General features: G+C 55.8%; 21 protein-coding genes and 2 pseudogenes. 14 read left to right on the forward strand and 9 right to left on the reverse strand.

Features of this window, described 5'->3' with window-relative positions; translation table 11 throughout:
• Positions 1–3: 3 nt before the first annotated feature.
• The gene (locus AACY18_RS19585; RefSeq protein WP_339432037.1) at positions 4–801 is read right to left on the reverse strand and encodes an IclR family transcriptional regulator; all 798 of its coding nucleotides are present in this window, start codon (positions 799–801) and stop codon (positions 4–6) included.
• 163 nt (positions 802–964) lie between these two features.
• On the opposite strand from AACY18_RS19585, the gene hmgA reads away from it, so the two are divergent.
• From hmgA to maiA, 3 genes are read left to right on the forward strand one after another with little or no spacing between them, the layout of a single operon-like run.
• Positions 965–2,269, forward strand: a complete 1,305-nt coding sequence (gene hmgA, locus AACY18_RS19590; protein WP_339432038.1) for a homogentisate 1,2-dioxygenase — start codon at positions 965–967, stop codon at positions 2,267–2,269.
• A 3-nt stretch (positions 2,270–2,272) separates the two neighbouring features.
• Positions 2,273–3,577 carry a fumarylacetoacetase gene (gene fahA, locus AACY18_RS19595; protein ID WP_339432039.1) on the forward strand — a complete coding sequence of 435 codons (1,305 nt, stop codon included), beginning with the start codon at positions 2,273–2,275 and terminating at the stop codon, positions 3,575–3,577.
• Positions 3,578–3,589: 12 nt separating this feature from the next.
• Positions 3,590–4,225: a maleylacetoacetate isomerase gene (gene maiA / locus AACY18_RS19600; protein WP_339432040.1), complete on the forward strand. Its 636-nt coding sequence runs from the start codon at positions 3,590–3,592 to the stop codon at positions 4,223–4,225.
• Positions 4,226–4,324: 99 nt separating this feature from the next.
• Here the strand turns inward: maiA and AACY18_RS19605 are convergent, their stop codons facing one another.
• The gene (locus AACY18_RS19605; RefSeq protein WP_339465827.1) at positions 4,325–5,128 is read right to left on the reverse strand and encodes a SirB1 family protein; all 804 of its coding nucleotides are present in this window, start codon (positions 5,126–5,128) and stop codon (positions 4,325–4,327) included.
• Between the two features lie 185 nt (positions 5,129–5,313).
• Here AACY18_RS19605 and AACY18_RS19610 point away from each other — a divergent pair, with 185 nt between their 5' ends.
• Positions 5,314–6,333: a Glu/Leu/Phe/Val dehydrogenase family protein gene (locus AACY18_RS19610; protein ID WP_339465828.1), complete on the forward strand. Its 1,020-nt coding sequence runs from the start codon at positions 5,314–5,316 to the stop codon at positions 6,331–6,333.
• A 145-nt stretch (positions 6,334–6,478) separates the two neighbouring features.
• Here the strand turns inward: AACY18_RS19610 and AACY18_RS19615 are convergent.
• Positions 6,479–6,733 (reverse strand): annotated as a pseudogene (locus AACY18_RS19615) (YebG family protein); the annotation flags it as partial.
• A gap of 286 nt (positions 6,734–7,019) precedes the next feature.
• Here AACY18_RS19615 and AACY18_RS19620 point away from each other — a divergent pair.
• Both AACY18_RS19620 and AACY18_RS19625 read left to right on the forward strand, forming a co-directional pair.
• The gene (locus tag AACY18_RS19620; RefSeq protein ID WP_339465829.1) at positions 7,020–7,343 is read left to right on the forward strand and encodes a phosphate-starvation-inducible protein PsiE; all 324 of its coding nucleotides are present in this window, start codon (positions 7,020–7,022) and stop codon (positions 7,341–7,343) included.
• 64 nt (positions 7,344–7,407) lie between these two features.
• Positions 7,408–7,854, forward strand: a complete 447-nt coding sequence (locus AACY18_RS19625) for a phosphate-starvation-inducible protein PsiE (RefSeq protein WP_339465831.1) — start codon at positions 7,408–7,410, stop codon at positions 7,852–7,854.
• Positions 7,855–7,957: 103 nt separating this feature from the next.
• Here the strand turns inward: AACY18_RS19625 and AACY18_RS19630 are convergent, their stop codons facing one another.
• The 4 genes from AACY18_RS19630 to AACY18_RS19645 all read right to left on the reverse strand — a co-directional run bounded on the left by AACY18_RS19630 (position 7,958) and on the right by AACY18_RS19645 (position 11,276).
• Entirely contained in the window at positions 7,958–9,310 is a 1,353-nt protein-coding gene (locus AACY18_RS19630) for a tetratricopeptide repeat protein (RefSeq protein ID WP_339465832.1), read from the reverse strand.
• A gap of 83 nt (positions 9,311–9,393) precedes the next feature.
• Positions 9,394–9,573, reverse strand: coding sequence for a hypothetical protein (locus AACY18_RS19635; protein ID WP_339465834.1), 180 nt, complete (start codon positions 9,571–9,573; stop codon positions 9,394–9,396).
• A 15-nt stretch (positions 9,574–9,588) separates the two neighbouring features.
• Positions 9,589–10,080: a hypothetical protein gene (locus tag AACY18_RS19640; protein WP_339465835.1), complete on the reverse strand. Its 492-nt coding sequence runs from the start codon at positions 10,078–10,080 to the stop codon at positions 9,589–9,591.
• Positions 10,080–11,276 carry a hypothetical protein gene (locus AACY18_RS19645; RefSeq protein WP_339465836.1) on the reverse strand — a complete coding sequence of 399 codons (1,197 nt, stop codon included), beginning with the start codon at positions 11,274–11,276 and terminating at the stop codon, positions 10,080–10,082. The genes AACY18_RS19640 and AACY18_RS19645 overlap by 1 nt, the downstream gene beginning before the upstream one ends.
• Positions 11,277–11,570: 294 nt before the next feature.
• Here AACY18_RS19645 and AACY18_RS19650 point away from each other — a divergent pair.
• Positions 11,571–11,834: pseudogene (locus tag AACY18_RS19650) on the forward strand (phosphate-starvation-inducible PsiE family protein); the annotation flags it as partial.
• Here AACY18_RS19650 and AACY18_RS19655 read toward each other — a convergent pair.
• Together AACY18_RS19655 and AACY18_RS19660 are read right to left on the reverse strand one after the other, a co-directional pair.
• The gene (locus tag AACY18_RS19655; protein ID WP_221729982.1) at positions 11,831–12,148 is read right to left on the reverse strand and encodes a DUF3509 domain-containing protein; all 318 of its coding nucleotides are present in this window, start codon (positions 12,146–12,148) and stop codon (positions 11,831–11,833) included. The pseudogene AACY18_RS19650 and the gene AACY18_RS19655 sit on opposite strands and share 4 nt — an antisense overlap.
• A gap of 258 nt (positions 12,149–12,406) precedes the next feature.
• Positions 12,407–13,783, reverse strand: a complete 1,377-nt coding sequence (locus tag AACY18_RS19660) for an L-serine ammonia-lyase (protein ID WP_339432044.1) — start codon at positions 13,781–13,783, stop codon at positions 12,407–12,409.
• Positions 13,784–13,918: 135 nt separating this feature from the next.
• Between AACY18_RS19660 and AACY18_RS19665 the strand changes: the two genes are divergently transcribed.
• The 7 genes from AACY18_RS19665 to AACY18_RS19695 all read left to right on the forward strand — a co-directional run bounded on the left by AACY18_RS19665 (position 13,919) and on the right by AACY18_RS19695 (position 19,465).
• On the forward strand, positions 13,919–14,869 hold the full coding sequence (locus AACY18_RS19665; protein WP_339432045.1) for a LysR substrate-binding domain-containing protein: 951 nt from the start codon (positions 13,919–13,921) through the stop codon (positions 14,867–14,869).
• Positions 14,870–15,065: 196 nt separating this feature from the next.
• Positions 15,066–15,470, forward strand: a complete 405-nt coding sequence (locus AACY18_RS19670) for an HPF/RaiA family ribosome-associated protein (protein WP_221729979.1) — start codon at positions 15,066–15,068, stop codon at positions 15,468–15,470.
• 226 nt (positions 15,471–15,696) lie between these two features.
• Entirely contained in the window at positions 15,697–16,002 is a 306-nt protein-coding gene (locus tag AACY18_RS19675; RefSeq protein ID WP_339432046.1) for a DUF3649 domain-containing protein, read from the forward strand.
• Positions 15,999–17,585 (forward strand): PepSY-associated TM helix domain-containing protein, encoded by a 1,587-nt coding sequence (locus AACY18_RS19680; RefSeq protein WP_339465837.1) that lies wholly within the window; start codon positions 15,999–16,001, stop codon positions 17,583–17,585. The genes AACY18_RS19675 and AACY18_RS19680 overlap by 4 nt, the downstream gene beginning before the upstream one ends.
• A complete protein-coding gene (locus AACY18_RS19685) occupies positions 17,585–17,911 on the forward strand; it encodes a DUF3325 domain-containing protein (RefSeq protein ID WP_339465838.1) in 327 nt (108 codons plus the stop codon). The genes AACY18_RS19680 and AACY18_RS19685 overlap by 1 nt, the downstream gene beginning before the upstream one ends.
• A 1-nt stretch (position 17,912) precedes the next feature.
• Positions 17,913–18,479: an RNA polymerase sigma factor gene (locus AACY18_RS19690; protein ID WP_221729975.1), complete on the forward strand. Its 567-nt coding sequence runs from the start codon at positions 17,913–17,915 to the stop codon at positions 18,477–18,479.
• A complete protein-coding gene (locus tag AACY18_RS19695; protein ID WP_339465840.1) occupies positions 18,476–19,465 on the forward strand; it encodes a FecR family protein in 990 nt (329 codons plus the stop codon). Before AACY18_RS19690 ends, AACY18_RS19695 begins: the two co-directional genes overlap by 4 nt.
• Positions 19,466–19,480 lie beyond the last annotated feature (15 nt).

The raw sequence follows: 19,480 nt of genomic DNA on the forward strand, positions 1-19,480 counted from the left end.
CTGTTAGCGAACCGGCGGCGCCGCTGCGTCGAACCCCATTCGCCAACTCACGGCCCGCGTCGCAGCCAGCAAGCGCTGCGCCGCCGGGCCGTTTTCGTCGGCGTGAAACAGTGAGGTCGGGCCGACGATGGTGATCACGGCGGCGATCTGTCCGACAGCGTTGAATACCGGGGCCGACAAGGCATCCACCCCCGGCATCAGCAAGCCATGCACATGATGCAAACCACGTTCGCGGATCTGCTCACACAACGTCGTGTAGGCGTGCTCGTCTTTTAATGGATGATCGGCGACGGCGATTTCCTGCTCGCGCAATTCGTCAACTTCCCGATGGGGCAAGTAGGCGCTGAACACCAACCCCGTCGAAGAGCTGAGCAGCGGCAGCACTGAACCCAATTGCGTCACCACCGTCACCGCACGCACCGCCGGCTCGATGTGCACCACAGTGGCCCCCTGATTACCCCACACCGCGAGGAAACAGGTTTCGTTGAGTTCGTCGCGCAATTGGGCCAATGGCAGGGCCGCAACTTTCAGCACGTCCATACTGTTGAGTGCGGCCAGACCCACGCGCAGCGCTTCGCGGCCGAGGCCGTAATGGTTGGTGGCGGGGTTCTGTTCGGCAAATCCCGAGGCGATCAACGCTTGCAGGTAGCGGTGCACCTTGCTTGCGGGCATTTGTACGTGCTCGGCCAGGCGCGACAAGGAAGTGGCGGGCGACAACTCGGCCAGGGCCTTGAGGATGTCGGTGCCGACTTCGGCGGAGCGGACTTTCTGTTTGCCGTGACTGTCGCTGGTTTTTTCCATGATGCTGCCGGGTTCCGGAACGAATGGGCGTCTTTATAGCTTGACGCTGGATAGCGAGCAAATTACGTTATGCGTAATCGAATTACGATAAAAACAACCCCGGCGTGCCGAAACCTCTGAGCCAGAGCGATGGGCCATGCCGACTCCCTGTTCAGGAGGCTCCATGAACCTCGATTCAACCGTGTCGACGCTGACTTATCAGTCCGGTTTCGGCAACGAATTCAGCACTCAAGCGTTGCCCGATGCGCTGCCCGTCGGCCAGAACTCCCCGCAAAAAGCCCCGTACGGTCTCTACACCGAATTGTTTTCCGGTACCGCGTTCACCATGACCCGCAGTGAAGCCCGGCGTACCTGGATGTACCGAATTCAGCCATCGGCCAATCACCCGGCGTTCGTCAAACTTGAACGGCAACTGGCTGGCGGGCCGTTGGGCGAGGTGACCCCCAATCGTCTGCGCTGGAACCCGCTGGATATCCCCAGCGAGCCGACCGATTTCATCGACGGTCTGGTGAACATGGCCGCCAACGCCGGCGCCGATAAACCCGCTGGCATCAGCATCTACCACTACACCGCCAACCGCTCGATGGAGCGTGTGTTCTTCAACGCCGACGGCGAACTGCTGCTGGTGCCGCAACTCGGTCGTCTGCGCATCGCCACCGAACTGGGTGTGCTGGAAGTGGCACCGCTGGAAATCGCCGTGCTGCCACGCGGTTTGAAATTTCGCGTCGAACTGCTTGACCCGCAAGCACGCGGCTACATCGCCGAGAACCACGGCGCGCCGCTGCGCCTGCCGGATCTGGGGCCTATCGGTAGCAATGGCCTGGCCAACCCGCGGGATTTCCTGACCCCGGTCGCCGCTTACGAAAACCTTCAACAACCGACCACCCTGGTGCAGAAATTTCTTGGGCAGTTGTGGGCCACCGAGCTCAATCATTCGCCGTTGAATGTGGTCGCCTGGCATGGCAACAACGTGCCGTACAAATATGATCTGCGCCGCTTCAACACCATCGGCACGGTCAGTTTCGATCACCCGGATCCGTCGATCTTCACCGTACTGACCTCGCCGACCAGCGTGCACGGTCTGGCCAACCTCGACTTCGTGATCTTCCCGCCGCGCTGGATGGTGGCCGAGAACACCTTCCGTCCGCCGTGGTTTCACCGCAACCTGATGAATGAATTCATGGGCCTGATCCAGGGCGAATACGACGCCAAGGCTGAAGGCTTTGTGCCTGGCGGCGCCTCGCTGCACAGCTGCATGAGCGCCCACGGCCCGGACGGTGAGACCTGCACCAAGGCCATCAACGCCGACCTCAAACCGGCGAAGATCGACAACACCATGGCCTTCATGTTCGAGACCAGTCAGGTGCTTCGCCCAAGCCGCTTCGCCCTCGACTGCCCACAACTGCAACCCCATTACGACGCCTGCTGGGCCACACTGCCCGCCACGTTCGACCCGACCCGGAGATAACCCATGACTCAGAATTCCATCACCCGCAGTTGGGTGGCGTCGGCCAACGACCACGCTGATTTTCCTCTGCAGAACCTGCCGCTCGGCGTGTTCAGTGTCGACGGTTCGGCGCCGCGCGCTGGCGTAGCGATTGGCGATCACGTCTTCGATCTGCAAGTGGCGCTTGAAGCCGGTCTGTTCGACGGCGCAGCGCGCAGTGCCGTCGAAGCCATGAAGGGCGGTTTGCTCAATGCGTTCTTCGAACTCGGTCGCCCGGCTCGCACTGCGCTGCGCCAGCGTCTGCTTGAATTGTTTGCAGAGGGCAGCACCGAGCGCGGCAACATCGAAGCCCAAGGGGCAACACTGCTGCCTTTGGCCGTGGACTGCCAGATGCATCTGCCGGCGCGCATCAGCGACTACACCGACTTCTACGTCGGCATCGAACACGCGCAGAACGTCGGCAAACTGTTCCGCCCCGACAACCCTCTGCTGCCCAACTACAAGCACGTACCGATCGGCTACCACGGTCGCGCCTCGACGGTGCGCGCCTCCGGCACCGACGTGCGCCGCCCCAAAGGCCAGACGCTGCCCGCCGGTCAGACCGAACCGACTTTTGGCCCGTGCGCTCGCCTGGACTATGAACTGGAACTGGGTATCTGGGTCGGTCAGGGCAATGAGATGGGCGACTCGATTGCCATCGGTGATGCGGCTGAGCACATCGCCGGTTTCTGCCTGCTCAACGACTGGTCGGCTCGCGACATTCAGGCGTGGGAATATCAGCCGCTGGGCCCGTTCCTGTCCAAGAGCTTCATCACCAGCGTCTCGCCGTGGGTGGTGACCGCCGAAGCGCTGGCGCCGTTCCGCACCGCGCAACCTGCGCGCCCGCAAGGTGATCCGCAGCCGCTGCCTTACCTGCTCGACAAACGCGATCAGGACGCTGGCGCCTTCGACATCGAGCTGCAAGTGTTGCTGCTTACCGAAGCCATGCGCGAGCAAAACCTGCCGGCCCATCGCCTGACACTGAGCAACACCCGCTACATGTACTGGACCGTCGCGCAAATGGTTGCGCACCACAGCGTCAACGGTTGCCAGTTGCAGGCCGGTGATCTGTTCGGCTCTGGCACTTTGTCCGGTCCTGAAAACGGTCAGTTCGGCAGCCTGCTGGAAATCACCGAGGGCGGCAAAAAGCCGATAGAACTGGCGTCCGGCGAAGTGCGCAAATTTCTTGAGGATGGCGACGAAATCATCCTGCGTGCGCGTTGTGCCCGTGACGGTTTTGCTTCCATCGGTTTTGGCGAATGCCGCGGCAAAGTGCTGGCGGCGCGCTGACAGGAGCGGCTCATGGATCTCTATACCTATTACCGTTCGACCTCGTCGTATCGGGTGCGGATCGCGCTCGCGCTCAAGGGGCTTGATTATCAGGCACTGCCGGTCAACCTGATTGCACCGTCCGGTGGCGAACATCGGCAAGCGGCGTATCTGGCGATCAATCCGCAGGGGCGGGTGCCGGCGTTGCGTACTGACGAAGGCGAACTGCTGATTCAGTCGCCGGCGATCATCGAGTATCTGGAAGAGCGTTATCCACAGATGCCTCTGCTGCCCGAAGACCTTGCTACCCGTGCGCATGTACGCGGCGTGGCGGCGGTGATCGGGTGCGATGTGCACCCGCTGCACAACGTCAGCGTGCTCAATCGTCTGCGTCAGTTGGGGCACGATGAGCCGCAGGTGGTGGAGTGGATCAGTCACTGGATCGGGCAGGGGCTGGCGACGGTGGAACAGTTGATCGGTGACAGCGGTTTCTGTTTCGGTGAGTGGCCATGCTTGGCGGACGTCTACCTGATCCCGCAGTTGTATGCCGCGCAGCGGTTCAATGTTTCGCTGCAGGCTTATCCGCGGATTCGCCGCGTGGCGGCATTGGCCGCTGAACATCCGGCGTTCATCAAGGCGCATCCCGCCAACCAGCCAGATACACCGTAAATTCCTGTGGGAGCGGGCTTGCTCGCGAAAGCACCGTGTCAGACACAGAGATTTTGACTGATACAGCGCATTCGCGAGCAAGCCCGCTCGCACAAGGGATCAGTGGACTATGGAATTGGGCGGGAGATGCCCGAGCCGTTCGGTCAGGCGCAAGCGCTGAATCGGGTCATCACTGAGCAGTAGCGCATGCTCCAGATCGAAGCGTTCGGCATTCGGGCAGTCGAGCCGCTGATAGAGACTGGCGCGGGCCAGGTAATCGGCGGCGTTGGCGTCGCCCAGTTCAAGCACGCGTTCGGCGTCGATCAGGGCCGCGATAAAGTCATCGTGAGACAGGTACAACTGGCGCAGGTTGCGTGACAAGCGTTGAAGCATCTGCACCGGCGTTGCAGTCAGCAGATGGTCGGCGTTGAGCTTCATGTTCGGGCCGTATTGGCGCTGCAACAGTTCTCGACAGTCGTTGGGGTACAGGCGTCGCCCCCCGCAGGGGTCAAGCAAGTGGTCGGCCCCGGGTACCCGGAGCAGGAAGTGCCCGGGAAAGTTGACCCCGGCCAGTGGAATTTCCAGCGCGCGCGCCAGTTCCAGGGCAATCAACGCCAACACCAAAGGCTGGCCGCGTCGGGTTTGCAGCACTTTGTGCAACAACGCGGCTTGTGGGCGCAGCGGGAGGAAGTCGTCCTGAGCGAAGCCTAGCTCTGTCATCCGCCGTAATAGCGGCTGTGCCAGTTCGCTGACCGGCAGCATCGGCAAGCCATAGCTGACCCGCTGCTGCAACTCCTTGAAGTCCTGCATAAGCGTCTCGGGATTGACCGTTTTATCGTGTTCGGCCGCGATCCACAGCGCGGCCTCGAACAGGGCAGGCGGTGAACGTTGCAGACACTCGAAAAAACGTTGGCGCGCACTCATCAGGATCTCCGGGTAATGCCCCGTTTTAGCCCCGTCCATGCCATTCGTCCAGTGCCTGGCTGCGCCAATCTGGGGTTATGCCGCAAATCCAGTGTCAGCGCGGGTGCTTATTCCGGTGCGCTGCAGCAATTTTCGGGCGCAAGCCTATACTGGCGTTCTACAAGAAGTGATTCGGGAGCCCAACGATGTTTGCGCTCATGCAAAGCACTCGCCTGGAATCGCTGCACCTGAGCGTTGATCCGGTCTCCGGGTTGAAGGCGGTCATTGCCATCCATAACAGTCGCCTCGGGCCAGCCCTTGGCGGATGTCGTTATCTTGCCTATCCCAATGACGAATCAGCCGTTGAGGACGCCATTCGTCTCGCTCAGGGCATGAGCTACAAAGCTGCGCTGGCCGGGCTGCCGCAGGGCGGAGGCGTGGCGGTGATCGTGCGCCCGGTGCATGTGGAAAATCGCGGGACGTTATTTGAAGCCTTCGGCCGCTGCATTGATCAACTCGACGGTCGCTACATCACCGCCATCGACAGTGGCACTTGCGTGGCGGACATGGATTGCATCGCCCAGCAGACGCAGCATGTCACCAGCACCACCTCGGCCGGCGACCCCGCGCCACACGCGGCCATGGGCGTGTTCGCCGGAATTCGGGCCACCGCCATGGCGCGGTTGGGCAGCGATAACCTCGAAGGCCTGCGCGTGGCGATTCAGGGTTTGGGCAATGTCGGTTACGCACTGGCCGAGCTACTTCACGCGGCGGGCGCCGAACTGCTGGTCAGCGACATCGACCACGGCAAGGTGCAACTGGCGATGGAGCAACTCAACGCCCATCCAGTCGCCAACGATGCGCTGCTCTGCACGCCTTGCGACATTCTGGCGCCGTGTGGGCTGGGCGGTGTGCTCAACAGTCACACGGTCACGCAACTGCGTTGCTCGGCAGTGGCGGGATCGGCGAATAATCAGCTGACGCATCTGGACGTGGCGGATCAACTGGAGCGGCGCGGGATTCTGTATGCCCCCGATTACGTGATCAATGCCGGCGGCCTGATCTACGTTTCACTGAAGCATCGCGGCGAAGAGTTGCCGACGATCACTGCGCATCTGTCGAAAATCAGCTCGCGGCTGACTGAAGTGTTTGCCCATGCCCAGGCGGAAAAACGCTCACCGGCGAGGGTGGCCGATGAGTTGGCGGAGAAAGTGTTGTATCGCTGAGTTTCATCGGCATGAAAAAGGCCCTGAGCCATTCGACTCAGGGCCTATTCAATTCGGGCATTGATTACTTCGCAGCTTTCACCGCTTTTGCCGGTTTCAAGGGCGCTTCGGCAGATTCCTCGGCCTCGGCTTTCTCGACCGGCTCAGCCGGTGCATTGATCAGCTCCGAGAGTGCATCAGGCTGGTTCTTGAACGCCCGGGCGAACACATCGCGGTTCTTCGCCATGTAGATCCCGGCTTCTTCCACTTGCTGCTCAGTCATGGACGGAACGGCTTTTTGCAACACATCGGCCAGATATTCGGCCAGTTCGAGCATTTTGTCATGACGGTCAGCTTCGGCTTTATCCATGAACAAGCGCTCCAGATCTCGGCTGCTGCGGTATACCACTTCGACGGCCATTCACCACCTCACATGCCTTCACGTTAAGTTGTCTTCACGACTACTGTATCCATATACAGCGAAAAGGATAAGCGAATCCCTGCGTTATGGGTAGTGGCTTTTCAATGTAGACCGGATTCAGGGTTTGTCAGCCTTGCGCAGGCACTGCGACGAAACGCCACGGCGCGCGCTTCGTGGCACCTCGCCATGATGGCGTGGCCTCTTTTCTGCATGAAACCCAAAGCATGCAGAAAAACGTCATGTCCAACACGCATCATCCGCTCGAATCGGGCTAAGGAACATCATCGTGAAAATCAACTGGGCCGAGAAACTGCGGCAAAACGTGCATCAACTGGCCGAGTCCCTGGGCAACCTGTTCGTCGAAACTTTCCACTACCTGGCGCTGTTCGCCATCGGGGCGGTGACGGCGTGGGCGGCGGTGATGGAGTTTCTCGGGATGCTCGAAGAGGGGCATATCAAGATTGATGACATTCTGTTGCTGTTCATCTATCTGGAACTGGGCGCGATGGTCGGGATTTACTTCAAGACCAAGGGGTACGTTTCTAACAATTATTTCTGTACTGCTGGGGTGCTTGCAAGCCCTGTAGATGCTGATGCATGGCGTGCTTGACCCGCTTTTGACTGCGAGCGCTGGCTTATCTGATTGACTATTTATTGCACAAGGTATTTGAGAAATGACAGAAATAAAATGGGCTGAAGACCTGCGCAAAAAGCTTCATAGTGGCGCTGATTCAATCGGCAATTTATTCGTAGAAACTTTTCACTACCTCGCCCTTTTCGCAATTGGACTAATAACCGTTTGGGCAGGCGTTTCGACATTCATAGGAATGCTTCAACAGCCTAAAATTACAGTTGATGACATTTTGCTTTTGTTTATTTATTTAGAACTTTTGGCGATGGCGGGCATATATTTTAAAACTAATCATATGCCTCTGAGATTTTTGCTATACATCGGCGTAACGGCATTAATTAGATTGTTGATAAGCGATGTTTCTCATCACAATGCACCTGACACCGGAATTCTTTATGTATGTGGTGGCGTGTTGTTGCTGGCAATCTCGATTTTGGTGGTTAGGTATTCATCTTCGAAGTATCCTGCCGTTAAGGAAAGATCAGAATAACTAAATCCGTGACTTTCGGAAGTGGACGTCTAGTGCCGTCGCTTCCGATATTTATTTTTCTGATCAGGATGAGTTTTAGGTCTGTATATTTTGCTTCATCTGGTTATCGTATTTTGAAATCATATTCAAGCATGGTTATGTAGCTTGTTAAATTCAGCTTTTTCATGACTTCGAGTGCTTCTGTTGCACAGTCTTTTGCTTCCTGAACGCTGTTAAGTTTTAAGTGTGTGTATGCCATATTCATGAGTGTCAAGGCATACAGTTTAGGATAAAGTTCTGCCGAGTTTTGCTCTTTACTTTCCTTGAAGTTTTTAATTGCCTCTTGAAGGTTTCCTTCTACTGCAAAAGCTCTCCCTAAATTCATTCGTGATGTTAATTCATCTTTTAGTGAGTGGTTGTTTTGGAAGGCTATAATTGATTTCTCTATGTATTTTCTGCTGTTTGCTAAATCTCCTTTTAGTCTTAAAACATTGGCAAGATTTCCATAGTGTCTTCCGAGGCCAATGCTGTTGTTTAAAGTTTCATCAATTTCTATTGCTGCAAGTAGATGTGTTTCGGCTAGCGCTAAATAGTTCGTGTCATTTGTGTCTTTATATTGCCTTTGTGCTGTAATTGAAAGATTGGTAAGGATGTTTGATTTTACTGATTTTATCGCTTGTTTTTCTAAAGTACTAGTTGAGTTTTCTACTGCTATTTTTGATAGGTTGAGGGCTTCACTTAAGTATTTCTCAGCGTTTTGTGTATTTTCTATGTTGTTATAGCAGGAGCCTATATTATTTAAGTGCTTGCAAGAGCCTAGGGTATTTTGGCTTGCTGTCGCTAGCTCTACAGCTTTAAATAAGTGGGATAAGGCTTCGGAGGTTTTTCCATTGTTTTTGTAGAGTACTCCTAAGTTCCCATGAACTTTTTCATTCACTTCGTTTTTGTTTGAGTTGGCTAGTATTTCATCGAAGATTGCTAGTGCTTCGTCTTGGCTTCCCTTCTCAAGCAATAAAAGTGCAAGTATATTTAAAGTGTCGTAATCGTTATTTTGTATTGAGGTGGATTGTGTGTAGCAGTAAATAGCTTTATCCCTGTTAATCTTGGCATACAGATTTCCTGCATTTCGAGCTTTATTGGCGTAGTCATTGCTGGTATCATTAAAAACTGAATCGACTAAAGCCTCCGCCTCTTTAACTCTCCCATCTTCGATTAATCTCAATATATGTTGGCTCTCTGCGTCATTTGGAACTGCAGCCTTGCTGAGTAGGTCCCTAATATCTTCGCTAATAGACGACATGTCTACAGTTAGATTTACGTCGCGCCCAGCTTGGACGTTAAAGCTGCGCTCCCCGGATGTTTGGGTTTGTCCACTGCTTACTTTGTTGATGTCGCGTGCCTGAGGTAATCTGTTTAATAGGAACGCTCTTGAGCAAAATATAAAAATTTTATGGGCTAATTTCATCAACGCTTTCATCAGGCATTGCCTATATCAGTTAACTATAATGCATTGGCAACATGACTTTAAAAGTCTCTATGGCAGCGGGGGAGCTGGAAAACTCAATCCATATCATTTTTATCTATTTTTATATCTCTTCCCGCTTGTAAGTTTTTAGATCCGTCTCCGCTTTTTTGATACATTGTCCTATCCTTTCTCTTGCGCACAATAAAGAAACTGATAGCAAATACGCCGATTCCGCTGAAGATCCATTCTTTATTTTCTATTAAGTATGTAAGCATGTGTCTGCCTTAGTATTAAGTGTCCCAGTCTCTAGCTCGGGATTTGTTTTTGCCTTCTAGAAGTTTTACGAAACTTGAGTTTATATGTATTACGCTAATTATTGCGGATACTTGGAGTCCACTGAAAAATACGAGAAGAAACTGCATTATAATTATCGCGACTCCCTGAGAGTCTTTGCTCGTTCCAGTATAGAAGCTGACAAAAACCATCGCTATTATTGAGAACGCCATGGATACAGCTGATTGAATAATTACTCCGATTATTATCTTTAGTCGCGTAGTGTCACCATTGCTTGAACTGAAGTCAGCGTTTACTAAATTCTCGCCTTTTAATGTTCTAAGTATGTTTGGATATAAAAACGCCACCCAAATGCTCATTATTGTGAAAATTGCTCCAGAAACGCCAACAAGTAATCCGAGCGAAGAGGGAATTGCGTCAGGATTTAATTTCCACCCGAGTGCAAACGATGCCATGGCTGGAAGCAGGCAAAGTAATACAATGAGCATTAGGCTATTTCCAGTTTTGAAGTTTCCGTAGTTTCTTCTGGTAAAGAATCTCCTTTGATTTTTGAAATGGTACTAAGATAGTTTTCACGATTACCTTTGAGGGTGCTGAATAATAAGTTTGCTGAATAAGTTTCACCGCTCTTGGCTAGCATGATTCTCTCAATAAGACGATGTTTTTTTATTGAGGTTTTAGTTTCATTCTCGTCAATGAAAATCACATCTGCCCAACCGTCTTCCGGGAGATCGGCAGAGTACTTCATGAAGTCCTGCATTTGCTCATAAGTGGGCGTCGCTTCAAGTTTTACCTCTACTCGCCGTTTTCCTTCTTCTGGGGTTTCATCGCTAATGTCCGGTCCAAAAAATTTGCCTAGTAGCTTTTGAATCACATCAAAGATTTCTTTGTTAGCATTGTTCAATGTGACCATTGACTTATGGTCTGTCGATTTTTTCTCGTCGGCGGCATCAGCGCTCACGATGACTTCATTTCGTAAAAGAATATGTTTAGTTGATTCGCAAATTCTTTTTAGGTGTGCTTCGCTAGTTTTAAATTCTTTTATCTTCTTAGAGAATCTATAGAGTAGATTGTGGTTTTCAGGCGATTCCTTTGTGCTGAAGTAAATAGTAGTTGCTGATTCTCCGGGTATTCTTTTATTGTACCCCTCGACTTTTAAGCGATATCTAACGCAATAGTTTATCCATTTTTGCATCAGGTCGGAGTCGCACTTGGAGTCCTCAAATTTTATCGATACTACCAAGTTGGAGTCAGGGATTATCCAGTAATAACATGGATGACCCCAAACGACGTCATCTCCCGTATCCATTGAATTATTGTTGATATAGCCGATTGGTTCGCCATTTTCATTTAAACGAAGTCCGCGATAGCTTTTCGAATCGCTAGGATCATGCTTCCATAGCGTAAGTAAAAAGTCTCCGTTCTCAAACTCTTCTATCTCCCTGCAGTAACACATTACAGATGTGTCGCCCGACTCACCATATTCCGCCCAAGGAGACGTTTCTTTAAAGCGCCGGGACTCAACCCACTTTTTAATGTTTTTTAATACAGTTGAGGTGTCTAATCCGTAGCTATTAGATTTTATCTCGTCATCAGATTTTTTTTGAATTGTATATAAGCCGCTGTCTGTTATTTCAAAAAAATTCAGATAACCATAGTTGTGATCTTTTTTTATGAACGACATCCGTTTCTCTCTAGTTGGTTCTCGATTACCTTAAATAGATTAAGCTCCGAGATACACTTAAAATGGCCTATTGCCATGATAGATTGAGATGCCAGATTGTCAATCATCGCAACCCTTGATTACTGAATGGCTTCAACCGGTAGCACTGTCGATGAGCAACGACTCGGGACTTATTTTACGTCGTACGTAATGGCTCAACGGCGAAATGCATGGAAGCAGAAGGGCGCTTCGGGATTAGAAGCACCATCAAAAAGCTAGAAATATTTTCTCAGAAATTAGGGAAATCCCGCCGTCAAGACCAACCACATGCCAGTGCGCTTCCTGATCTACGTGGCGATCACCGCGCTGACCCGTCTGCTGATCTCCAACGTCTCGCACCACAACCCACCGGACATGGGCATCATCTACCTGTGCGGCGGGATTTTGCTGCTGGCGTTTTCGATTCTGGTGGTGCGTTACGCCTCGTCGCAATTTCCTTCGGTGAAAATCGACAAGCCGCAACGCAAGCTCGGAGCAGGTTCCGGTGAACACCCTGAGATCGAGAAGGGCGAGCTTTAAAGCCCGGCAGCCTGCCGAGGCTCACCGCTGATTCGCTGCGGTGGCGGGGTCAGGCCGTCGCCGCTGGTCATCGCTTCAAGGATCGCCATGGCACTGTGGCCTTGTTCGATGGCGATGCCGAACTGGATGCTTTGCACCAGACGCTTGAGGCGTTTGGGGTCGTTGCGTTGTTCGGTGCTGATCATGCGTTTGGCCACGATGCGGCCGCTGTTGGACAGGGTCAGCATGATGCTGCCATCCAGGCCCTGAATGCTCAGGTTGATCTGATAGTCCGGCGCGAAGGCATCGGTAATGATCTGAAAAGGATTGTCCATGATGCGTCACCGCCTGATTGAACGTGCAGTTGTTGACCGGCCGCGATCGGGTTGGTTCGCCCATCCAGACCACCGGCCATTCCGTGGCCATTTCGCCATATCGCTTTATGCAAGTGCTGTAGCAAGGGCTATGCCGGAATAATTGTCGAACAATGAACACGGACAAAAACAAGGCGAGCCATGGGCTCGCCTTGTTCATTGACGTCCTGTTTCAGGGCAGGAACGCGTCGATGATCGCTGACAGTGCAGTCAGGCTGATCAGCATTCCACCCAGTTCACCGCCAGGCCACCCCGTGAAGTCTCTTTGTATTTGTCGTGCATGTCGGCGCCGGTATCGCGCATGGTGCGGATCACCCGGTCGAGGGAAATGAAGTGGTTACCGTCACCGCGCAGGGCCATTTGCGTGGCGTTGATCGCCTTCACTGCGGCGATGGCGTTGCGCTCGATACAGGGCACTTGCACCAGCCCGCCGACCGGATCGCAGGTCAGGCCCAGGTTGTGTTCGAGGCCGATCTCGGCGGCGTTCTCCAGTTGCTCCGGGGTGGCGCCGAGCACGTCGGCCAGGCCGGCAGCGGCCATCGCGCAGGCGGAACCGACCTCGCCCTGACAGCCGACTTCGGCGCCGGAAATCGAGGCGTTTTTCTTACACAAAATGCCGACAGCGGCGGCGCTCAGGAAGAAAACGACGACGTCATCGTCGGACGCGTCCGGGTTGAATTTCATGTAGTAGTGCAGAACCGCAGGAATGATCCCGGCGGCGCCGTTGGTCGGTGCGGTAACCATGCGCCCGCCCGCGGCGTTTTCTTCGTTGACGGCGAGGGCGAACAGGTTGACCCACTCCATCGCCGACAGCGTCGAGCTGATGACATTCGGTTTGCCGATTTCCAGCAGACTACGGTGCAGTTTTGCCGCGCGGCGCGGCACATTGAGACCGCCGGGCAACAGGCCTTCGTGGCGCAGGCCTTGCTCGACGCATTCGCGCATCACCGACCAGATGTGCAGCAGGCCCTGACGAATTTCGGTGTCGCTGCGCCAGGCCCGTTCATTGGCCATCATCAGCTCGAAAACCCGCAGGTTGTGCTGCTTGCACAGCGACAACAGTTCGGCGGCGCTGGAAAAGTCGTACGGCAATACCACGTCGCTGGCCGGCGCCACGCCGGATTCGGCTTCTGCCGCTTCGATGATGAAACCGCCACCGACCGAGTAGTACGTTTGCGTAAACAGTGCAGCGCTTTCGCCAAAGGCTGTCAGGGACATGGCGTTGGGATGGTAGGGCAGGCTCTCGTCGAGCAGCAGGAGATCGCGTTGCCAGTTGAAGGCAATTGACCGCTGGCCGGCGAGGGACAGTTGGCCGGTCTCGCGCAGTTGCTGGATGCGTGGGTCGATGGTCGACGGATCGATGCTGTCCGGCCACTCGCCCATCAGGCCCATGACCGTGGCGCGGTCGGTGGCGTGGCCGACGCCTGTGGCGGACAACGAACCGTACAAGCGGATTTCCACGCGTTGCACATCGTTGAGCCAATGCTCGTCGATCAGTGCCTGAGTGAAGGTTGCAGCAGCGCGCATCGGGCCGACGGTGTGGGAACTGGACGGGCCGATGCCGACTTTGAATAGATCGAAAACACTGATAGCCATGCTAAAGCCTTACAAGCAATGGTGTAGGAATCGCTGCCATTTTTTGTAGGCCAAGCGCAAGGTCGGCGATACTGCCTACCTCGGTCTTGTGTGACCAACGAAATTTCCTAAGACAGCCTTTAGCAGGACTAAACGATGAGTCGTCAATTGCATGCCCAGACTTACGTCTGGCTGCAGGTGTTTTCCTGTGCCGCGCGGCACCTGTCCTTCACTCGCTGTGCAGAAGAACTGCACATCACGCCGGGGGCGGTCAGCCAGCAGATTCGTCAACTGGAGGAGCGTCTTGGTTTGCGTTTGTTTCATCGTCGTGCGCGAGGGGTGGAACTGAGCGCCGAAGGGCAGCGGTTGGCGATGACGGTCAACGAGGCCTACGGCAGCATCGACGCCGAATTGCGGCGCCTGGATGCGGGGATGATCAGTGGGGTTTTGCGGCTGCGTTCGATTCCGTCGTTCCTCAGCAAATGGCTGACGCCGCGCCTGCCACGCTTGCAGCAACGATACCCGGACATCCAGTTGCGGCTGGTGGCTGAAGACAGCAGTGTGCCGCTGCACGAGGGCGATTTCGATCTGGCGATCGATCTGAACGACGGCAGTTACCCGGGATTGTTATCCACAGCCTTGCTCGATGAGCAGATTTTCCCGGTGTGCGCGCCGAGCCTGCTGCGCGGGCGTCCGCCGCTGCATGGGCCGGCGGATCTGGGGCATTTTCCGTTGCTGCACGACATCACCGCCTGGCGCGGCAGTTATGAATATGCGGAATGGGAGTTTTATTTGAACGCGATCGGCTTCGAGGGCGCGGACGTGCGACGAGGGCATACCTTCAATCGCAACCACCTGACCATCGAAGCGGCCATCGCCGGTATGGGGGTGGCGATTGCCCGGCGCACGCTGCTCAACGATGAGCTGGAGCGGGGCACGTTGATGGTGCCGTTCGGGCTGTCGGTGCCCAATCACAAACGTTACATGTTGCTGTATGCGCCGGGGGCGTTGAGCCATCCTGGCGTGCGTGCAGTGCACGATTGGCTGGTGGAGGAGGCAGGGATTTTTCGCAGTTTGCACCCGTTGAACGAGGGCAATTGTGAGTAAATCTTGCAGGATGACAAGTCGACCCAACTCCCGACATTACCAGTGACTTACTCGGTTGTCCGGCTTTTTTTGCGAATGAATATTTATCTTTTTTCAGGGGTTGAAATGTTCGTCAGTGGGGCCGATTGTTGTAATCAAGGGGTCACGAAATCCTGATCAAGGCCTCTTGCGAGCTAGCTGAAATAAGGGATGAACTATGCAAATCCAAGTCAACAGCGATAACCATATTCAAAGCAGTAAACGACTGGAGGAGTGGGTACGTACAACCATTGAGAGCACGCTCGACCGTTATGAAGAAGACCTGACCCGTGTCGAAGTCCATCTGAGCGACGAGAACGGTGACAAACCTGGTCCCCATGACATGCGCTGCCAACTGGAGGCGCGGCCAAAAGGCCATCAACCGATTTCCGTCACCCATAAAGCCGATACGCTGGAACAAGCGATCGATGGTGCAGCCGAAAAACTGGAGCATGCGCTGGATCACCTTTTCGGCAAACTGCGGGGCAAACCACGCGCTGCTGTGGTGCCATTTAGCAAGGCGAATGACGCACTGCTGGAGGAAGAATTTCTTGAGAATGAACAGGCAGCGATCAACAGTTGATACGCTGATTTTTTAAGCCATCCCCAGAAAACGGGCCTGCGAAAGCAGGCCCGTTTTGTTTTCAGCGCATTTTGCCAAGGCAAGCCACGGCCCGGCTTGCCAATTGAACGGGTAAAACCCTGCGCCGGCAATCAGATGCTTTTGCGTATGAGAATATTTATCATTAGTATTGCTCGCCTGTTGGTTCGGCTTGTCGGCCGAGCGTTTTCCGTTTCAGGGTCGAAACATGAAAGGCAAACTTGCCACTCTCCCCATGTCCTATCGTCTGGCCGTTACCTCACGGGTGTTGGCCGCGGTGTTCGGCGGCTATCTGGTTGCGGCGCTGGCCAGCGTGACCTTGACGATGTGGCTGCCACTGAGCCGTGCTGAAGCCGTGGTCACCGGCATGACCCTCTCGTTTCTGGTCTATCTGGTCGCTGTGCTCTGGTGCTTTGCCTGTCGCACGGCGTGGTCGGCATGGGTTGGCTTGCTGGTGCCGAGCGTGATTCTGGCGACCATTTGCGGCGCGGCACGTGGGTTGGGTTTTGCATGAAAGAGGGTTTTCGTCAGGCCATGGCCTGGCTGCACACGTGGGCCGGACTGCTGTTCGGCTGGCTGTTGTTCGCGATTTTTCTGACGGGAACCCTGGCTTATTTCAAGGATGAAATCAGTCACTGGATGCAGCCGGAAATCCCCGCGCGGCCAATCAATGCCGAGGCAAGCCTGAGCCTGGCCCAGGATTATCTGCAACAACACGCTGCGGGTGCCTCACGTTGGCTGATCGACTTGCCCGATGCTCGCGATCCCGGCTTGACCGTGCGCTGGCAGCAGGCACCTGCGAAGCCTGGCGAGCGCGGCCGCTTCGAATCCAAAACCCTCGACGCGCAAACCGGCACCGAAGTGCTGGGCCGCCAAAGCATGGGCGGCGAGTTCTTCTACCGTTTCCACTTCCAGCTACACATGCCATACCCGTGGGGCCGCTGGCTGGCGACGATCGCCGCGATGGTGATGTTGGTCGCGTTGGTCACCGGGATCATCACCCACAAGAAAATCTTCAAAGACTTCTTCACCTTTCGCCCGCGCAAGGGCCAGCGTTCCTGGCTCGACGGGCATAACGCCGTGGGCGTGCTGGTGTTGCCGTTTCACTTGATGATCACCTACAGCAGCCTGGTGATTTTCATGTCGATGGTCATGCCGGCGAGCATTCTGGCTTCTTACGGCGGCGACGTGCGGTCGTTTTACGATGAGGTGTTTCCCGCCTCGAAGGCGCCGGAACGGGCCAATGTCCCTGCTGCACTGGCACCGCTGGCACCCTTGTTGGCCAAGGCCAGTGCGCAATGGTCCGGTGGCCACACCACGCGGCTAACGGTGAATCATCCCGGTGATGAACATGCCTCGGTGGTGCTGTCGCGCGCCGGTGATCGAGTGGTGCACGATTTCGGCAGCGCAGTGACCTTCAATGGCGTTACCGGAAAAATGCTCGGGCGCACACCGGCGCAACCCGTGGCGATGGCGGTGAGCGGCACTTTCTATGGTTTGCACATGGGCCATTTTGCCGGGCCGGTGCTGCGCTGGCTGTATTTCATTTGTGGTTTGGCCGGCACGGCGATGATCGGCACTGGGCTGGTGATCTGGCTCGGCAAGCGCCAGCTCAAACACGCCAAAAGCGGTGTAATGCCGTTCGAGTTGCGGCTGGTTGAAGTGCTGAACGTTGCCAGCATGGCCGGGTTGCTGACGGCGGTTGCGGTGTACTTTCTGGCCAATCGGCTGTTGCCAGTGGCTCTGACCGGGCGGGCAGATTGGGAAGTGAATGCGTTTTTCATCGCTTGGGGGTTGAGCGTGGCGCATGCGCTATTGCGTGTCGGGCGCAAGGCATGGATCGATCAGCTCGTGCTCGGTGCTGCACTGTTTATGGTGGTGCCGCTGATCAATGCGCTGACCACGCCGTGGAATCTCGGCGTAACGCTGAGGCAGGGCGATTGGGCAATGGCCGGGTTTGATCTGACGTGTCTCGCCGCTGGGTTATTCCTGGCTTGGGCCGCATGGAAAATGCAGCGCGCCGGCAACACCGTGAGCGTTAAAAAAACGCGCCGCGAAACGCTTCGACCGATCACGCTTGAACAAGGGGCGAACTGATGCTGCTGGCGCTGTTGCTGTGTTACGCCGGGTTCACGGCGCTTTGCCTGTCGATGCCTCGACATCACGATGAACTGCTCGGCCACAAACCCTCTGCCCGACGCCGTCGTGGCCTGCTGCTGGCGGGAGGGTTGCTGTTGTGTGTATCGCTCTGGGCGGCGGTGACGGCCAACGGCTGGAGTTTCGGTCTGGTCGACTGGGTCGCGGTGTTGATGATCAGTGCGTTGACGCTGGTCCTGTTGCTGCCGTATCGACCGCGACTGGCAATGACGCTGGCCGGGATGAGCCTGTTGGCCAGTCCGGTTGCCGCATGGGCGCAGGGCTGACGTGCTGATCGGTCTGCCCCCGGAATCGCGCGACGACGAGCCGCGTGGGGCGCGTGCACATTTTCTTCAAGTGTTCCTGTCCCAGCGCTCGCAAATGGAAGCGCTGGTCACTCGCCGTGTCGGTTGCCGGGCGACGGCAGCCGACCTGGTTCAGGATCTGTTTCTGCGTTTCTGGCGGCGTCCGCTGGTGCAGGTGGAAGAACTCAGCACCTACCTGTTGCGCTGCGCCGGCAACATTGCCATTGACCATCTGCGCAGTGAAGGCACGCGGGTGCGCGTCAACGAGGGCTGGCAACCTGAAGAGCCGGACAGCCGGGGCAGCGAACCGCAAGCCGCGCTAGAAGCGGGCAATGATCTGCGTCATGTCGAAGCGGCGTTGCGCGCTTTGCCCGAGCGCACCCGGCAAATCTTTTTGCTCAATCGCATTCACGGGCGCAAGTACGCGCAAATCGCCAAAGCCATGGGCCTGTCCCAAAGTGCCGTCGAAAAACATATGATGCGCGCCCTCGAGGCCTGCAAGGCCAGCCTGCGCGAACCCGCGCCACGCCTGCCAGGGAAAGCACCGTGAATCCTTCAGAGCCCATCATCCCGACCCTTGCGCAGGAACAGGCAGCGTTTGCCTGGCTGAGCCTGTTGCATGATCGGCCTAGCGCTGGCGATCAACTCACGTTCAGCCAATGGCTGCGCGCTGATCCCGCCCACGCCGAGGCCTATGCGCAGGCGCAAGTGGTCTGGGAATTGAGCGAAGGCCCCGCGCGAACATTGGCCGATGAGCAGGCGTTGGCGCTACAGGGCTACCTCAATGCGATGGATCGCCCGCGCCGTTCGCTGCTTTTGCGTGGGGGCGGGGCTTTGGCGATGGCCGCGTGCCTGCTGTTGATGGTCAGCCTCGGTACGGGGTGGCAGCCGCAGCGCTGGTTCGATGATCTGGGCGCTGACTATGTCTCGGCGCCCGGTGAGATTCGCACCGTGACCCTGGCCGATCAATCGCAAGTGACCCTCGATGCCGACAGCGCCATCGCGGTGGACTTCAGCCATGGCGAGCGTCATGTGCAATTGCGTCGCGGTGCCGGTTTTTTCAGCGTCACGCACACTGGCGAGCCGTTTGTGGTCGAGGCCCGCAAGGGCGAGGCGCGGGTGCTCGGCACGCAATTTGAAGTGCGTCTGCAACCCCATGGCGCGCAGGTCACGGTGTTGTCCGGGCGGGTCGGGGTGACGGCAGATCGCGATGGCGAGCAGCAGATTCTTACGGCCGGCCAGCAAGTGGCCTACGGTGAAGGTGCTGCGCAAAAACTCCACGCCGTCGACAGCGAGGCGCAGCTTGCCTGGCGTCAGGGCTGGCTGACTTATTACAAGTCGACGCTGGGCGATGTGGTGGCGGATCTGCGTCGCTATTACCCCGGACGAATTGTGTTGCTCAACGATGAGCTGGCGGCGCGCAAGGTCAGTGGCAGTTTTCCGAGCAGGGATGCGCAGGCTGTGCTGAGTTCGCTGCAAGGGGTGTTGGGGTTTGAGCAGCATCAGGTGCTCGGGCAACTGATCATTGTGCGTTGAGGTCACTGGCCTCTT

Source organism: Pseudomonas sp. EA_65y_Pfl2_P74, from assembly GCF_963970575.1.
Lineage (GTDB): Bacteria > Pseudomonadota > Gammaproteobacteria > Pseudomonadales > Pseudomonadaceae > Aquipseudomonas > Aquipseudomonas baetica_A.

What these genes read in the sequence shown, in the direction of transcription:
- AACY18_RS19585 (WP_339432037.1), bottom strand. Translation starts at nt 801, where the DNA reads ATGGAAAAAACCAGCGACAGTCACGGCAAACAGAAAGTCCGCTCCGCC.
- hmgA (WP_339432038.1), top strand. Translation starts at nt 965, where the DNA reads ATGAACCTCGATTCAACCGTGTCGACGCTGACTTATCAGTCCGGTTTC.
- fahA (WP_339432039.1), top strand. Translation starts at nt 2,273, where the DNA reads ATGACTCAGAATTCCATCACCCGCAGTTGGGTGGCGTCGGCCAACGAC.
- maiA (WP_339432040.1), top strand. Translation starts at nt 3,590, where the DNA reads ATGGATCTCTATACCTATTACCGTTCGACCTCGTCGTATCGGGTGCGG.
- AACY18_RS19605 (WP_339465827.1), bottom strand. Translation starts at nt 5,128, where the DNA reads ATGAGTGCGCGCCAACGTTTTTTCGAGTGTCTGCAACGTTCACCGCCT.
- AACY18_RS19610 (WP_339465828.1), top strand. Translation starts at nt 5,314, where the DNA reads ATGTTTGCGCTCATGCAAAGCACTCGCCTGGAATCGCTGCACCTGAGC.
- AACY18_RS19625 (WP_339465831.1), top strand. Translation starts at nt 7,408, where the DNA reads ATGACAGAAATAAAATGGGCTGAAGACCTGCGCAAAAAGCTTCATAGT.
- AACY18_RS19630 (WP_339465832.1), bottom strand. Translation starts at nt 9,310, where the DNA reads ATGAAAGCGTTGATGAAATTAGCCCATAAAATTTTTATATTTTGCTCA.
- AACY18_RS19635 (WP_339465834.1), bottom strand. Translation starts at nt 9,573, where the DNA reads ATGCTTACATACTTAATAGAAAATAAAGAATGGATCTTCAGCGGAATC.
- AACY18_RS19640 (WP_339465835.1), bottom strand. Translation starts at nt 10,080, where the DNA reads ATGCTCATTGTATTACTTTGCCTGCTTCCAGCCATGGCATCGTTTGCA.
- AACY18_RS19645 (WP_339465836.1), bottom strand. Translation starts at nt 11,276, where the DNA reads ATGTCGTTCATAAAAAAAGATCACAACTATGGTTATCTGAATTTTTTT.
- AACY18_RS19655 (WP_221729982.1), bottom strand. Translation starts at nt 12,148, where the DNA reads ATGGACAATCCTTTTCAGATCATTACCGATGCCTTCGCGCCGGACTAT.
- AACY18_RS19660 (WP_339432044.1), bottom strand. Translation starts at nt 13,783, where the DNA reads ATGGCTATCAGTGTTTTCGATCTATTCAAAGTCGGCATCGGCCCGTCC.
- AACY18_RS19665 (WP_339432045.1), top strand. Translation starts at nt 13,919, where the DNA reads ATGAGTCGTCAATTGCATGCCCAGACTTACGTCTGGCTGCAGGTGTTT.
- AACY18_RS19670 (WP_221729979.1), top strand. Translation starts at nt 15,066, where the DNA reads ATGCAAATCCAAGTCAACAGCGATAACCATATTCAAAGCAGTAAACGA.
- AACY18_RS19675 (WP_339432046.1), top strand. Translation starts at nt 15,697, where the DNA reads ATGAAAGGCAAACTTGCCACTCTCCCCATGTCCTATCGTCTGGCCGTT.
- AACY18_RS19680 (WP_339465837.1), top strand. Translation starts at nt 15,999, where the DNA reads ATGAAAGAGGGTTTTCGTCAGGCCATGGCCTGGCTGCACACGTGGGCC.
- AACY18_RS19685 (WP_339465838.1), top strand. Translation starts at nt 17,585, where the DNA reads ATGCTGCTGGCGCTGTTGCTGTGTTACGCCGGGTTCACGGCGCTTTGC.